This window comes from Streptomyces canus (genome assembly GCF_041435015.1).
Lineage (GTDB): Bacteria > Actinomycetota > Actinomycetes > Streptomycetales > Streptomycetaceae > Streptomyces > Streptomyces canus_G.
Map to the genome: position 1 here is coordinate 2,448,767 of NZ_CP107989.1, position 13,057 is coordinate 2,461,823.

14 protein-coding genes are annotated in these 13,057 nt (G+C 70.5%); all 14 read left to right on the top strand.

The genetic code is table 11. The annotated features are described in order from the left end of the window. Positions 1 to 202 precede the first annotated feature (202 nt). The 14 genes from OG841_RS10915 to OG841_RS10980 all read left to right on the top strand — a co-directional run bounded on the left by OG841_RS10915 (position 203) and on the right by OG841_RS10980 (position 13,056). Positions 203 to 1,516: a GAF domain-containing protein gene (locus tag OG841_RS10915; protein WP_371564661.1), complete on the top strand. Its 1,314-nt coding sequence runs from the start codon at positions 203 to 205 to the stop codon at positions 1,514 to 1,516. A 153-nt stretch (positions 1,517 to 1,669) separates the two neighbouring features. Further along, positions 1,670 to 2,965 carry a hypothetical protein gene (locus OG841_RS10920; RefSeq protein WP_328641595.1) on the top strand — a complete coding sequence of 432 codons (1,296 nt, stop codon included), beginning with the start codon at positions 1,670 to 1,672 and terminating at the stop codon, positions 2,963 to 2,965. Positions 2,966 to 2,982: 17 nt separating this feature from the next. Continuing rightward, positions 2,983 to 3,555, top strand: coding sequence for a GNAT family N-acetyltransferase (locus OG841_RS10925; protein WP_328641594.1), 573 nt, complete (start codon positions 2,983 to 2,985; stop codon positions 3,553 to 3,555). Positions 3,556 to 3,682: 127 nt separating this feature from the next. Then, the gene (locus OG841_RS10930) at positions 3,683 to 3,766 is read left to right on the top strand and encodes a putative leader peptide (protein WP_349817346.1); all 84 of its coding nucleotides are present in this window, start codon (positions 3,683 to 3,685) and stop codon (positions 3,764 to 3,766) included. A 125-nt stretch (positions 3,767 to 3,891) separates the two neighbouring features. Next, positions 3,892 to 5,589: a nitrite/sulfite reductase gene (locus tag OG841_RS10935; RefSeq protein ID WP_328641593.1), complete on the top strand. Its 1,698-nt coding sequence runs from the start codon at positions 3,892 to 3,894 to the stop codon at positions 5,587 to 5,589. Next, entirely contained in the window at positions 5,586 to 5,765 is a 180-nt protein-coding gene (locus OG841_RS10940) for a hypothetical protein (protein ID WP_266557900.1), read from the top strand. The genes OG841_RS10935 and OG841_RS10940 overlap by 4 nt, the downstream gene beginning before the upstream one ends. Beyond that, on the top strand, positions 5,762 to 6,472 hold the full coding sequence (locus OG841_RS10945) for a phosphoadenylyl-sulfate reductase (protein ID WP_328641592.1): 711 nt from the start codon (positions 5,762 to 5,764) through the stop codon (positions 6,470 to 6,472). The genes OG841_RS10940 and OG841_RS10945 overlap by 4 nt, the downstream gene beginning before the upstream one ends. Further along, on the top strand, positions 6,469 to 7,032 hold the full coding sequence (cysC, locus tag OG841_RS10950) for an adenylyl-sulfate kinase (protein WP_326662805.1): 564 nt from the start codon (positions 6,469 to 6,471) through the stop codon (positions 7,030 to 7,032). Before OG841_RS10945 ends, cysC begins: the two co-directional genes overlap by 4 nt. Further along, on the top strand, positions 7,029 to 7,967 hold the full coding sequence (gene cysD, locus OG841_RS10955; RefSeq protein WP_328641591.1) for a sulfate adenylyltransferase subunit CysD: 939 nt from the start codon (positions 7,029 to 7,031) through the stop codon (positions 7,965 to 7,967). The genes cysC and cysD overlap by 4 nt, the downstream gene beginning before the upstream one ends. A gap of 2 nt (positions 7,968 to 7,969) precedes the next feature. Beyond that, the gene (locus OG841_RS10960) at positions 7,970 to 9,298 is read left to right on the top strand and encodes a sulfate adenylyltransferase subunit 1 (protein ID WP_328641590.1); all 1,329 of its coding nucleotides are present in this window, start codon (positions 7,970 to 7,972) and stop codon (positions 9,296 to 9,298) included. Positions 9,299 to 9,520: 222 nt separating this feature from the next. Further along, positions 9,521 to 10,624 (top strand): aliphatic sulfonate ABC transporter substrate-binding protein, encoded by a 1,104-nt coding sequence (locus OG841_RS10965; RefSeq protein ID WP_328641589.1) that lies wholly within the window; start codon positions 9,521 to 9,523, stop codon positions 10,622 to 10,624. A 36-nt stretch (positions 10,625 to 10,660) separates the two neighbouring features. Beyond that, positions 10,661 to 11,446, top strand: a complete 786-nt coding sequence (locus tag OG841_RS10970) for an ABC transporter ATP-binding protein (protein WP_307079507.1) — start codon at positions 10,661 to 10,663, stop codon at positions 11,444 to 11,446. Next, positions 11,433 to 12,311, top strand: a complete 879-nt coding sequence (locus tag OG841_RS10975) for an ABC transporter permease (RefSeq protein ID WP_328641588.1) — start codon at positions 11,433 to 11,435, stop codon at positions 12,309 to 12,311. Before OG841_RS10970 ends, OG841_RS10975 begins: the two co-directional genes overlap by 14 nt. A 4-nt stretch (positions 12,312 to 12,315) precedes the next feature. Next, the gene (locus tag OG841_RS10980) at positions 12,316 to 13,056 is read left to right on the top strand and encodes a sirohydrochlorin chelatase (RefSeq protein ID WP_328641587.1); all 741 of its coding nucleotides are present in this window, start codon (positions 12,316 to 12,318) and stop codon (positions 13,054 to 13,056) included. The last annotated feature ends 1 nt before the right edge of the window (position 13,057 follow it).

Below are 13,057 nucleotides of genomic sequence, written 5' to 3' on the forward strand. Positions count from 1 at the left end.
GGGGGTGGTGCTGCGCCGACACGGCACCACCCCCGTTGCGGCCCTCGGAGGCCGGACAACGCCGCTGCGAGACGGCGTTCGCCCAAGTTTCAAACACTCCGGGGCTCACCACCAGGGTTGCAGGGGGTTGCAACTTCCTGGCGTCTGTGGGCGGACTGTGTCCCTGCCCGAGACACGACCGGCACTATGAGACGGACAGTCAATGGACCCGGGACCGGGAGGACCAGTGCCGCTCTCGCCGACGCATGTGACCCACCTAGCCACCGTGGACACGGCACGTGCGGCGCGGGTACTGAACGACGTCCGGTCGGCCACCCTGTCCGGCCGGCCCGCGCCCATCGCTCCGCGCCCCGTGATCGAGGAGTCCTGGACCCGTATGCTGCGCGGCGGCGTCGACCCGGACCACGACTTCCGGTCCGGGCTGCTGGCGCCCGAGGAGGTGCAGCGGCGCCGGGAGAGCACCCCGCTGCGGCACGTCCTGCCGGTCCTTCGGGAGGGGTTGTTGTCGGTCGCGGACGTCGCCCACCACATCATGGTGGTCGCCGACGAGGACGGCCGGGTGCTGTGGCGGGAGGGCAGTTCCCCCGTGCTGCGCAAGGCGGACGGCACCGGCTTCGAACTCGGCGCGGACTGGCGGGAGGACGTCGTCGGCACGAACGGCATCGGTACCCCGGTGGTGGTGCGCCGTCCCGTCCAGGTCTTCGCCTCCGAGCACTTCGTCCGCTCCCAGACCTCCTGGACCTGCACCGGTGCCCCGATCAAGGACCCGCGGGACGGCCGGCTGATCGGCGTGGTCGATGTGAGCGGGCCGCTGGACACCATGCATCCGGCGACGCTCGCCTGGGTCGACTCGGTGGCCAAGCTCGCCGAGTCACGGCTGCGTGAGCTGCATCTGACCACTCTGGAGCAACTGCGGGCCGTGGCGGCGCCGGTGCTCGCCCGGCTCAGCGGCCGGGCCCTGGTGGTGGACCGGGACGGCTGGACGGCGGCCGTGACCGGAATGCCGTATCCGAACCGGATCGCGCTGCCCAAGTCTCTCTCGCCGGGCCGACGGTGGCTGCCCGCGCTCGGCCTGTGCGCGCTGGAGCCGCTGGCGGGCGGCTGGTTGATCCGCGCCGCCGACGAACCGGAGCCGCAGGGCATCACCCGGATCGTCCTCGACCTCGCGCAGCCGCGCCGCTGGACGGTGACGGTGTCGGGCGGCGCGGGCACCTGGAGCCACGAACTGAGCCCCCGGCACGCCGAGTTGCTCTACCTGCTGGCCCTGCACCGCTCGGGCCGCAGTGCGGCGGGCCTGGCCGAGGACATGTTCGGCGATCCGGGCCGCACGGTGACCGTGCGCGCGGAGATGTCCCGGGTACGGCGCTATCTCGGGGCGTTTCTGGAACACCGGCCGTATCGTTTCTGCGAGGACGCCGAGGTCGAGGTGCTGCTGCCGGGCCGTCCGGGCGACCTGCTGCCGCACTCGAGCGCCCCCGCCGTGCTCGGGGCCCGGGCCGACGCCGAGACCGAGTGAAAACCCTCGATCTGGGCGCATCTTCCGCATAATTGCACGGTCTTCGTCCCCAGCGGCCCTTTACTGCCGTAGCATCCCCTACGGGTCACCCCACCTGCTCCTCGGTCAACGTACTGATCATCAGGCGCAGTTGGCCCGCCTCGGGAGGACTGTATGAAGCAACGTGGCAGACACCGCAGGCGCAAGCGGGGCCAAGCGCTGCGCGCCTTCCTGGCCGGGACCGCCCTCGCGCTGACCGCCGCCGCCACCATGATCAGTGCTTCCCAGGCCACGGTCGCCGCCAATCCCGGGACGCTCAAGCCGCTCACCTCGGCCGCCGAGACCGACCCGCTGGGTCTCAAGGAATCCCGGGTACCGCAGAGCGCCCTCGACCGGCTCTCCTCCGCGATGGGACGTCCGGCCGGCGTCTCCGCCGTCCTCGACTCCGCCGACCGGAGCCTGCGCGACGCGATCGGTTGCACGGCCGGCGAGCGCAGGGCGCTGCCCGTGGCCCCGGAGGCCACCGCCGCGTACTGCTGGGACAGCGCCGACACCCGCTCCTGGCGGGCCGGGGCGGTCACCACCTCCGGAGACGCCGACGACGACGGCCTGTGGGGCGCCCACCGCGTGATCCTCTCCGCGTGGAGCCGCACCGGCACCGCGGCGCGGGACGGGGGCCTGGCCCGGGTCGCGTTCGTCGACGCGGACGACCTGAACCGGCCCACCTACTCCTGGGTCCTCCTCGCCGTCCCCGTCGACGGCGGGCGCGACTACCGCGGCCTCGCCTCCCAGGTGTCCGGCATGGTCTGGTACCAGAACAAGCTGCTGGTCACCGCGAGCGGCGACGACGGCGACGCGCTGTACGTCTACGACATGAACCGCGTCCAGCGGGCCACCGTCGACAGCGACGCCGTCGGCAAGGTACGCGGCGGCTGGTCGGCGCACGGCGCCCAGTGGGTCCTGCCCGCGGTCGCCTCGTACCGCCCGACCGCCGACACGGGCGCCGCCCGCCCCGACTACCTCTCCCTGGACCGCAGCACCGCCCCGGACAGCCTGGTCGCGAGCGAGTGGGTGTCCGGGGACGACGACGCCGGGACCCGGGTGTGGCGCTACGACTTCAGCACCTCCCCCGCCCGCTCCGGCCTCCTGGCCACGGACACCGGCGGCTCCGCGCGCGTGGCCGAGGCGTACGTCACCAAGGCGTCCGGCTCCGGCCCCGTGCTGTCGTACGACTCCCAGTGGTACCTGGGCCGCGCGGCCCACACCGAGGGCGACCACGGCACCCTGTGGCGCCAGAACGCGAAGGACCCCGCGAAGGCCGCCCGCTGCGGCGCGGACGAGACCCGCAGCTGCTGGAGCGGGGAGTCGGAGTCCCTGTCGTACTGGGAACAGACGGGCGACGTGTGGTCCCAGTCGGGCCGGGTGCTGTTCGCACTGCCGCTGGCCTCGATCGACAGATCTCTGGGATAGATGATTCCCTGACCGGCATGCCGAACATCCCCGTGACCACCTGGTCCCTGGAACAGACCGCTCCGACCGACCTCCTTCCGGCCGAACCCCCGGAGGGTGACCTCCGCATCCGCCGCGCGGAAGTCCCCTCCCCCGAGTTCAGCCGCTACCTCTACGCCTCCGTGGGCGGCGACATCCACTGGACCGACCGGCTCTCGTGGACGTACGCACAGTGGCAGGAGCACCTGGAGCGCCCCGGCGTGGAGACCTGGGTGGCCTACGACCGCGGCACCCCGGCCGGCTACGCCGAACTCGGCCCGCAGGACGACGGCGTCGTGGAGATCGAGTACTTCGGCCTGATCCCGGCGTTCCGCGGCCGGCGGATCGGCGGCCACCTCCTTTCCTACGGCGCCGCCCGCGCCTGGGACCTCGCGGACCGCTGGCCGGGGCTGACCGACACCAAGCGGGTCTGGCTGCACACCTGCTCCAAGGACGGCGAGCACGCGATGGCCAATTACCAGCGCCGTGGCTTCACGCTCTTCGACACCAAGGTCGAGGAGGAGGCCGAGGCGCCCTCACCCGGCCCCTGGCCCGGGGCCTACCCGGCCTGACCTGCGGGAACAAGAGGCCCCGCGATCTTTGTGACCAACGACACCCTGGTCTCGCCTGTCGAGACCAGGGTGTCCACATGGTGGATAAAGCTGGACTGTGTCCAGATCGCCGTGACACGCTTCCGTCATGTCTGGAACTGGAATTGCCTTGGTGAGTCGGCGGCACGTCGACCTCGGCCGCATGTCCAGCGCCATCTGTCCGGTGCGCTGACGAGCCGCAGCGTCACCCGACACATCCTCTCGTTCTCCTGCCCGCGCAATGACGCGCAGGTACACCCATGCGCCCGTACGCGCAGGTAAGAGCCGCTTTCCGCCTGTCCCGAAGGACGTAGAACCATGGCCGCCACCCCGCAGAACCCTGCCGCCGCAGCGCCCCGCCGCAAGGTGAGCCGTCACCGCGGTGAGGGTCAGTGGGCCGCGGGGCACCACACCCCGCTGAACGGCAACGAGCAGTTCAAGAAGGACGACGACGGTCTCAATGTGCGGACACGCATTGAGACGATCTACTCGAAGCGCGGCTTCGACTCGATCGACCCCAACGACCTGCGCGGCCGGATGCGCTGGTGGGGCCTCTACACCCAGCGCAAGCCCGGGATCGACGGCGGCAAGACCGCGATCCTGGAGCCGGAGGAGCTGGACGACAAGTACTTCATGCTGCGGGTGCGGATCGACGGCGGACGCCTCACCACCCAGCAGCTGCGGGTGATCGGCGAGATCTCCGAGGAGTTCGCGCGCGGCAGCGCGGACGTCACCGACCGGCAGAACATCCAGCTGCACTGGATCCGTATCGAGGACGTCCCGGAGATCTGGAACCGCCTGGAGGCGGTCGGGCTGTCCACGACCGAGGCCTGCGGTGACACCCCGCGTGTGATCATCGGCTCGCCGGTCGCCGGCATCGCCGAGGACGAGATCATCGACGGCTCCTGGGCGATCGACGAGATCCACGAGCGCTACATCGGCAGCAAGGAGTTCTCCAACCTGCCCCGCAAGTTCAAGACGGCGATCTCCGGCTCGCCACTCCTCGACGTGGTCCACGAGATCAACGACATCGCCTTCGTCGGCGTCGAGCACCCCGAGCACGGCCCCGGTTTCGACCTGTGGGTCGGCGGCGGTCTGTCCACCAACCCGAAGCTCGGCGTCCGGCTCGGCGCCTGGGTTCCGCTGGACGAGGTGCCCGAGGTGTGGGCCGGTGTGGTCGGCATCTTCCGCGACTGGGGCTACCGCCGCCTGCGCACCCGGGCCCGTCTGAAGTTCCTCGTCGCCGACTGGGGCCCGGAGAAGTTCCGCCAGGTCCTGGAGGACGACTACCTCGAGCGCAAGCTGGTCGACGGTCCCGCACCCGCCGAGCCCTCGGGCCGCTGGCGCGACCACGTCGGCGTGCACCGCCAGAAGGACGGCCTGTTCTACGTCGGTTTCGCCCCGCGTGTCGGCCGGGTCGACGGCACCACGCTGACGAAGATCGCCGAGGCCGCGGAGGCGCACGGCTCGGGCCGGGTCCGGACCACCGTCGAGCAGAAGATGATCATCCTCGATGTCGAGGAGGCGCAGGTCCAGCCGCTGGTCGAGGCCCTTGAGGCGCTGGACCTGACGGCCAAGCCCTCGCCCTTCCGACGCGGCACCATGGCCTGCACCGGCATCGAGTACTGCAAGCTCGCCATCGTCGAGACCAAGGCGCGCGGCTCCCAGCTGATCGACGAACTGGAGCGCCGGATCCCGGACTTCGACGAGCCGCTCACCATCAACCTCAACGGCTGCCCGAACGCCTGCGCCCGCATCCAGGTGGCGGACATCGGTCTCAAGGGCCAGCTGGTCCTCAACGACCGGGGCGAGCAGGTCGAGGGCTACCAGGTGCACCTGGGCGGCGCGCTCGGCCTGGAGGCCGGGTTCGGCCGCAAGGTGCGTGGCCTGAAGGTCACCTCCGAGGAGCTGCCCGACTACGTCGAGCGCGTCCTGAAGCGGTTCCAGGCCGAGCGCGAGGAGGGCGAGCGCTTCGCCGCCTGGGCCTCGCGCGCCGGCGAGGAGGCCCTGTCGTGAGCGAGCGGGCCGCCCCCTTCTACTGCCCCTACTGCGGCGACGAGGACCTCCGTCCGAGCGAGCAGTCTCACGGCGCGTGGGAATGCGCGGCGTGCAACCGCGCATTCCAGTTGAAGTTCCTCGGGCTGCTCGCCCGGGGCCTTCGGCACACCGACGCAGGGGGAGATCAGATATGACGGCGATTCAGGAAGAGCGCGCGACCGAGGATCTCAAGGCGCTCGCCGAGCAGGCGGGCCGCGACCTGGAGGACGCCTCGGCACTGGAGATCCTCCAGTGGGCGGTCGACACCTTCGGCAAGCGCTTCTGCGTGACCTCCTCGATGGAGGACGCGGTGGTGGCGCATCTGGCGTCCCGGGTCCTCAAGGGCGTGGACGTCGTCTTCCTCGACACCGGCTACCACTTCGAGGAGACCATCGGCACCCGGGACGCGGTCGAGGCCGTGATGGACGTGAACGTCATCACGCTGTCGCCGACGCGGACGGTCGCCGAGCAGGACGCCGAGTTCGGCCCGAAGCTGCACGACCGCGACCCCGACCTGTGCTGCAAGATGCGCAAGGTCGAGCCGCTGGAGCGGGGTCTGAAGGACTACCTGGCCTGGGCGACCGGTCTGCGTCGCGACGAGTCCCCGACCCGGGCGAACACCCCGGTGGTCGGCTGGGACGAGAAGCGGCAGAAGGTCAAGGTCTCCCCGATCGCCCGCTGGACCCAGGACGACGTGGACGCGTATGTCGCGGAACACGGCGTCCTCACCAACCCGCTGCTCATGGACGGCTACGCCTCCGTCGGCTGCGCCCCCTGCACCCGCCGTGTCCTGGAGGGCGAGGACGCGCGCGCCGGCCGCTGGGCGGGCAGCGCCAAGACCGAGTGCGGGCTGCACGGATGACGACATCTACCAAGGAGTTGCACGTGACGACCGGAGCCACCGTCTGGCTCACGGGTCTGCCGAGTGCCGGCAAGACCACCATCGCGTACGAGCTGGCCGGCCGGCTGCGCGAGGAGGGCCACCTCGTCGAGGTGCTCGACGGCGACGAGATCCGCGAGTTCATCTCGGCGGGCCTCGGCTTCAGCCGCGAGGACCGGCACACCAACGTGCAGCGCATCGGCTTCCTCGCCGAACTGCTCGCCCGCAACGGCGTGAAGGCGCTGGTGCCGGTCATCGCGCCCTACACCGACAGCCGTGACGCGGTGCGCAAGCGCCACCAGGAGAGCGGTGCGGCCTACCTCGAGATCCACGTGGCGACTCCGGTCGAGGTGTGCTCCGTACGCGATGTGAAGGGCCTGTACGCCAAGCAGGCCGCGGGTGAGCTGTCCGGGCTGACCGGGGTCGACGACCCCTACGAGGAGCCCGAGTCGCCCGATCTGCGCATCGAGTCGCAGAACCAGACCGTCCAGGAGTCCGCGGCGGCGGTCCACGCGCTGCTCACCGAGAGGGGACTGGCATGACGACGACCGTTGCCAAGGCGGATGAGGGCACGGAGGCTCCGTACGCCCTGTCCCACCTGGACGCGCTGGAGTCCGAGGCGGTGCACATCTTCCGTGAGGTGGCGGGTGAGTTCGAGCGGCCGGTGGTCCTGTTCTCCGGCGGCAAGGACTCCATCGTCATGCTGCATCTGGCGCTGAAGGCGTTCGCCCCCGCGGCGGTCCCCTTCTCGCTGCTGCACGTCGACACCGGACACAACTTCCCCGAGGTGCTGGAGTACCGCGACCGTACGGTCGCCCGGCACGGTCTGCGGCTGCATGTCGCCTCCGTGCAGGACTACATCGACCGGGGTGTCCTCAAGGAGCGCCCGGACGGCACCCGCAACCCGCTCCAGACGCTGCCGCTGACCGAGAAGATCCAGGCGGAGAAGTTCGACGCCGTCTTCGGCGGGGGGCGCAGGGACGAGGAGAAGGCCCGGGCCAAGGAGCGGGTGTTCTCGCTGCGGGACGAGTTCTCCCAGTGGGACCCGCGCCGCCAGCGCCCCGAACTGTGGAACCTGTACAACGGCCGCCACGCCCCCGGCGAACACGTCCGCGTCTTCCCGCTGTCCAACTGGACCGAGCTGGACGTCTGGCAGTACATCGCCCGCGAGGGCATCGAGCTCCCGGAGATCTACTTCGCCCACGAGCGCGAGGTGTTCTCGCGCAGCGGCATGTGGCTGACGGCGGGCGAGTGGGGCGGCCCCAAGGACGGCGAGAGCGTCGAGAAGCGCCTCGTGCGCTACCGGACCGTCGGTGACATGTCCTGCACGGGTGCCGTCGACTCCGACGCCGTGACGCTGGAGCAGGTCATCACGGAGATCGCCGCCTCCCGGCTCACCGAGCGCGGCGCCACCCGCGCCGACGACAAGATGTCCGAGGCCGCGATGGAAGACCGCAAGCGCGAGGGGTACTTCTAAGCATGACCACCACCACGGAACTCACCGAGACGACCCTTCTGCGGTTCGCGACCGCCGGTTCGGTCGACGACGGCAAGTCCACGCTCGTCGGCCGGCTGCTGCACGACTCCAAGTCGATCCTCACGGACCAGCTGGAGGCCGTGGAGCGCGCGTCGGCGAGCCGGGGCGCCGAGGGCCCGGACCTCGCGCTGCTCACGGACGGCCTGCGGGCCGAGCGCGAGCAGGGCATCACCATCGACGTCGCGTACCGCTACTTCGCGACGCCGAAGCGCCGGTTCATCCTCGCCGACACGCCCGGCCACGTGCAGTACACCCGCAACATGGTGACGGGTGCCTCCACCGCCGAGCTGACGGTGATCCTCATCGACGCCCGTAACGGCGTCGTCGAGCAGACCCGCCGGCACGCCGCCCTCGCGGCGCTGCTGCGGGTGCCGCACGTGGTGCTCGCGGTCAACAAGATGGACCTCGTCGACTACGCCGAGCCCGTCTTCGCCGCGATCGCCGAGGAGTTCACGGCGTACGCGCTCGAACTGGGCGTCCCCGAGGTCACCGCGATCCCGATCTCGGCGCTCGCCGGCGACAACGTGGTGGAGCCGTCCGCGAACATGGACTGGTACGGCGGCCCGACCGTCCTGGAGCACCTGGAGACGGTCCCGGTCACCCACGACCTGAGCCACTGCCACGCCCGGCTTCCCGTGCAGTACGTGATCCGGCCGCAGACCGCCGAGCACCCCGACTACCGGGGCTACGCCGGTCAGATCGCCGCCGGTTCCTTCCGCGTCGGCGAGCAGATCACCGTGCTGCCGTCGGGCCGTTCCACGAAGATCGCCGGCATCGACCTGCTCGGTGAGCCGGTCGACGTCGCCTGGACGACCCAGTCGGTGACGATCCTCCTGGAGGACGACATCGACATCTCGCGCGGTGACCTGCTGGTGCCCAGCAAGGACGCCCCGCCGACCACCCAGGACATCGAGGCGACCGTCTGCCACGTGGCCGACGCCCCGCTGACCGTCGGCCACCGGGTGCTGCTCAAGCACGGCACCCGTACGGTCAAGGCGATCGTCAAGGACATCCCGTCCCGGCTCACGCTCGCCGACCTGTCCCTGCACCCGCACCCGGGTCAGCTCGTCGCCAACGACATCGGCCGGGTGAAGATCCGTACCGCCGAGCCGCTGCCCGTCGACTCCTACTCGGACTCGCGGCGCACCGGTTCGTTCATCCTCATCGACCCGAACGACGGCACCACGCTCACCGCGGGCATGGTCGGCGAGTCGTTCGCGTCCCCGGAGCCCGTCAAGGACGAGTCCGAGGACGACGGGTGGGACTTCTGACATGAACTCCACCGACTACTGGTCCACGTTCGCGAAGGAGGGCGGCCGCGTAGGCAGCGGCGCGCTCGGCAGCGGGCAGGGCGGAGTGGCGCGATGTGTGCGCTGACGTACGCGCACCGCTTGCGCGCCCCGTCCCCCCACAGCCGTAGACGCAGACCTGCCGACCTCCCGGCCACGACCTGAAAGACCGTGACCGCCGGGCCTCCGAGAGGAACACCTCCCGTGCCTGCTACACCAGTTCTTCGCCGCACCCTCGCGGTCATCGCCGCGCTCCCGCTCCTCACCCTCGCCGCCTGCGGTTACGGCTCCGACGCGAAGGACGACGGCGCCGCCAAGGTCGCCGCCGGGGCCAAGAAGATCGACGGGCTCGACTCCGTCAAGATCGGCTACTTCGGCAACCTGACCCACGGCACCGCGCTCGTCGGGGTGAACAAGGGCTTCTTCCAGAAGGAGCTCGGGGCCACCAAGGCGTCGTACGCGACCTTCAACGCCGGCCCTTCCGAGATCGAGGCGCTCAACTCCAAGTCGATCGACATCGGCTGGATCGGCCCCTCCCCGTCGATCAACGGCTACGTCAAGTCGGGCGGCAAGAGCCTGAAGATCATCGGCGGTTCGGCCTCCGGCGGTGTGAAGCTGGTCGTCAACCCGGACAAGATCAAGTCCCTGAAGGACGTCAAGGGCAAGAAGATCGCCACCCCGCAGCTCGGCAACACGCAGGACGTGGCGTTCCTCAACTGGATCGCCGACCAGGGCTGGAAGGTCGACGCGCAGAGCGGCAAGGGTGACGTCACCGTCGTCCGCACCGACAACAAGATCACGCCGGACGCCTACAAGTCGGGTTCCATCGACGGCGCCTGGGTGCCGGAGCCGACCGCGTCCAAGCTGGTCGCCGAGGGCGGCAAGGTGCTGCTCGACGAGGCGTCGCTGTGGCCGGACAAGAAGTTCGTGATCACGAACATCATCGTGCGGCAGGACTTCCTCAAGGAGCACCCGAAGGCGGTCGAGGCCGTCCTGAAGGCGTCGGTGGAAGCCAACAAGTGGATCAACTCCAATCCCGACGCGGCGAAGGCGGCGGCGAACAAGCAGCTGGAGGCGGACTCCGGCAAGGCGCTCAAGCCCGAGGTCCTGGACCCGGCCTGGAAGTCGATCCAGTTCACCAACGACCCGCTGGCCGCCACGCTCAACACCGAGGCGGAGCACGCGGTCAAGGCCGGTCTGCTGAAGAAGCCCGACCTGAACGGGATCTACGACCTCACGCTCCTCAACAAGGTCCTCAAGGCCGACGGCGAGTCCCCGGTCGACGCCGCCGGTCTCGGCACCAGCTGACCCCGGTCCCCGAAGAGTTCCCAGGAGGTGACGACCATGGCCACGACCACGACGCTCGCCAAGGCCGACGAGTCCGTCGAGTACGCCGCACGCCTCGACCACGTCTCGAAGTCCTTCGCGGGACCGGGTGGACAGCAGCTCGTCCTGGACGACATCAGCATCGATGTCGCGCCGGGCGAGTTCGTCACCCTCCTGGGGGCCTCGGGCTGCGGCAAGTCCACGCTGCTGAACCTGGTGGCGGGACTGGACCAGCCCAGCACGGGCGCCATCACGACCGATGGCCGCCCCGCCCTGATGTTCCAGGAGCACGCCCTCTTCCCGTGGCTGACCGCGGGCAAGAACATCGAACTCGCCCTGAAGCTCAGGGGAGTTCCCAAGCCCGAGCGGCGCGGCAAGGCCGAGGAGCTGCTCGAACTGGTCCGGCTGAAGGGCGCGTACGGCAAGCGCGTCCACGAACTGTCGGGCGGTATGCGCCAGCGCGTGGCATTGGCCCGCGCGCTGGGGCAGGAGAGCAACCTGCTGCTGATGGACGAGCCGTTCGCGGCCCTCGACGCCATCACGCGGGACGTGCTGCACGACGAGATCACCCGGATCTGGACGGAGACCGGGATCTCCGTCCTGTTCGTCACGCACAACGTGCGCGAGGCGGTACGGCTCGCGCAGCGCGTGATCCTGCTGTCCTCCCGGCCCGGCCGGATCGCGCGCGAGTGGACGGTCGACATCCCGCAGCCGCGCCGCATCGAGGACGCGCCCGTGGCCGAACTGGCCCGTGAGATCACCGAAGAACTGCGTGGGGAGATCCGCCGTCATGGCCAGCACTGACACGACACCGGCCCAGGACGCCGGGAGCGTAGAGGCGGGCCTCGACGCGCTGGAGACCCAGGCCACCGGCCGCCCGACCCTCCGGCAGACCCTCGTCAACAAGATCCTGCCGCCGGTCATCGCGCTCGCGGTGGTCCTCGCGGTCTGGGCGCTCCTCTACCCGGTCGTCGACGACCCGTCGAAGCTGCCGTCGCCGGCGGCCGTGGGCTCCACGTTCAAGGCGGCCTGGCTCCAGGGCGATCTGCTCGGCTACATCTGGACCAGCGTCTCGCGCGGTCTGCTGGGCTTCTTCTTCGCCCTGCTCATCGGCACCCCGCTGGGCCTGATCGTGGCGCGGGTGAAGTTCATCCGCGCGGCCATCGGCCCGATCCTGTCCGGCCTCCAGTCGCTGCCGTCGGTGGCGTGGGTGCCGCCGGCCGTGATCTGGCTGGGCCTGAACAACTCCATGATGTACGCCGTGATCCTGCTCGGCGCGGTCCCCTCCATCGCCAACGGCCTGGTGTCCGGCGTCGACCAGGTGCCGCCGCTGTTCCTGCGGGCCGGCCGCACGATGGGCGCGACGGGCATCAAGGGCATCTGGCACATCACGCTGCCTGCCGCGCTGCCCGGCTATGTGGCGGGCCTCAAGCAGGGCTGGGCGTTCTCCTGGCGCTCGCTGATGGCCGCGGAGATCATCGCCCAGTTCCCCGACCTCGGCGTGGGCCTCGGCCAGCTGCTGGAGAACGGCCGCACCAACAGCGACATGGCCATGGTGTTCGAGGCGATCCTGCTCATCCTGTTCGTCGGCATCGCGATCGACCTGCTGATCTTCAGCCCGCTGGAGCGGTGGGTGCTGCGCAGCCGCGGTCTGCTGGTGAAGAGCTGAGTCCATGAAGCCCGTTCTCCTGGTCATCGCCCACGGCAGCCGCGATCCGCGGCATGCCGCGACGGTGCACGCTCTCGTTCGCCGGGTGCGCTCGCTGCGCCCGGACGTACGGGTGGAGACGGGCTTCCTGGACTTCAACATCCCTTCCGTGCAGGGGGTGTTGGAGTCCCTGGCGGCGGAGGGCGTCCGTGACGTCGTAGCGCTGCCCCTGCTGTTGACGCGAGCGTTCCATGCGAAGGCGGACATCCCCGCGGTGCTGCGGGACGCGCCGCCGCAGCTGCGGATCCGGCAGGCGGAGGTGCTCGGCCCGTCGCCGCTGCTGCTGTCGGCGCTCGAACGGCGGCTGTACGAGGCTGGGTTGACGCCCGCCGACAAGTCCTCGACCGGGGTCGTGCTGGCCTCGGCGGGGTCCACCGACCCGGAGGCGATCGCAGTGATCGCTGACATCGCGCGGGAGTGGCGGCACACCGGTTGGTGCGCCGTGCGGCCTGCGTTCGCCTCCGCGGCCCTGCCCCGCACCGAGGACGCGGTGCGGGAGCTGCGGGCTCTCGGCTGCGCGAAGGTGGCCGTCGCGCCGTACGTGCTCGCCCCGGGCTTCCTGCCCGACCGCATCGCGCGGGGCGCGGCCGAGGCGGACGTCCTGGCCGAGGTGCTGGGGCCCGCGCCGGAGGTGGCGCGGGTGCTGCTGCGGCGGTACGACGCGGCGGCGGCGCGGGGGCTGCTGCGGCTGACGGTGAGCGCGTAGG

Excerpts from the sequence above, each read along its gene's own strand:
- OG841_RS10915 (WP_371564661.1), top strand. The coding sequence starts at position 203 with ATGGACCCGGGACCGGGAGGACCAGTGCCGCTCTCGCCGACGCATGTG.
- OG841_RS10920 (WP_328641595.1), top strand. The coding sequence starts at position 1,670 with ATGAAGCAACGTGGCAGACACCGCAGGCGCAAGCGGGGCCAAGCGCTG.
- OG841_RS10925 (WP_328641594.1), top strand. The coding sequence starts at position 2,983 with ATGCCGAACATCCCCGTGACCACCTGGTCCCTGGAACAGACCGCTCCG.
- OG841_RS10930 (WP_349817346.1), top strand. The coding sequence starts at position 3,683 with ATGTCTGGAACTGGAATTGCCTTGGTGAGTCGGCGGCACGTCGACCTC.
- OG841_RS10935 (WP_328641593.1), top strand. The coding sequence starts at position 3,892 with ATGGCCGCCACCCCGCAGAACCCTGCCGCCGCAGCGCCCCGCCGCAAG.
- OG841_RS10945 (WP_328641592.1), top strand. The coding sequence starts at position 5,762 with ATGACGGCGATTCAGGAAGAGCGCGCGACCGAGGATCTCAAGGCGCTC.
- cysC (WP_326662805.1), top strand. The coding sequence starts at position 6,469 with ATGACGACATCTACCAAGGAGTTGCACGTGACGACCGGAGCCACCGTC.
- cysD (WP_328641591.1), top strand. The coding sequence starts at position 7,029 with ATGACGACGACCGTTGCCAAGGCGGATGAGGGCACGGAGGCTCCGTAC.
- OG841_RS10960 (WP_328641590.1), top strand. The coding sequence starts at position 7,970 with ATGACCACCACCACGGAACTCACCGAGACGACCCTTCTGCGGTTCGCG.
- OG841_RS10970 (WP_307079507.1), top strand. The coding sequence starts at position 10,661 with ATGGCCACGACCACGACGCTCGCCAAGGCCGACGAGTCCGTCGAGTAC.
- OG841_RS10975 (WP_328641588.1), top strand. The coding sequence starts at position 11,433 with ATGGCCAGCACTGACACGACACCGGCCCAGGACGCCGGGAGCGTAGAG.
- OG841_RS10980 (WP_328641587.1), top strand. The coding sequence starts at position 12,316 with ATGAAGCCCGTTCTCCTGGTCATCGCCCACGGCAGCCGCGATCCGCGG.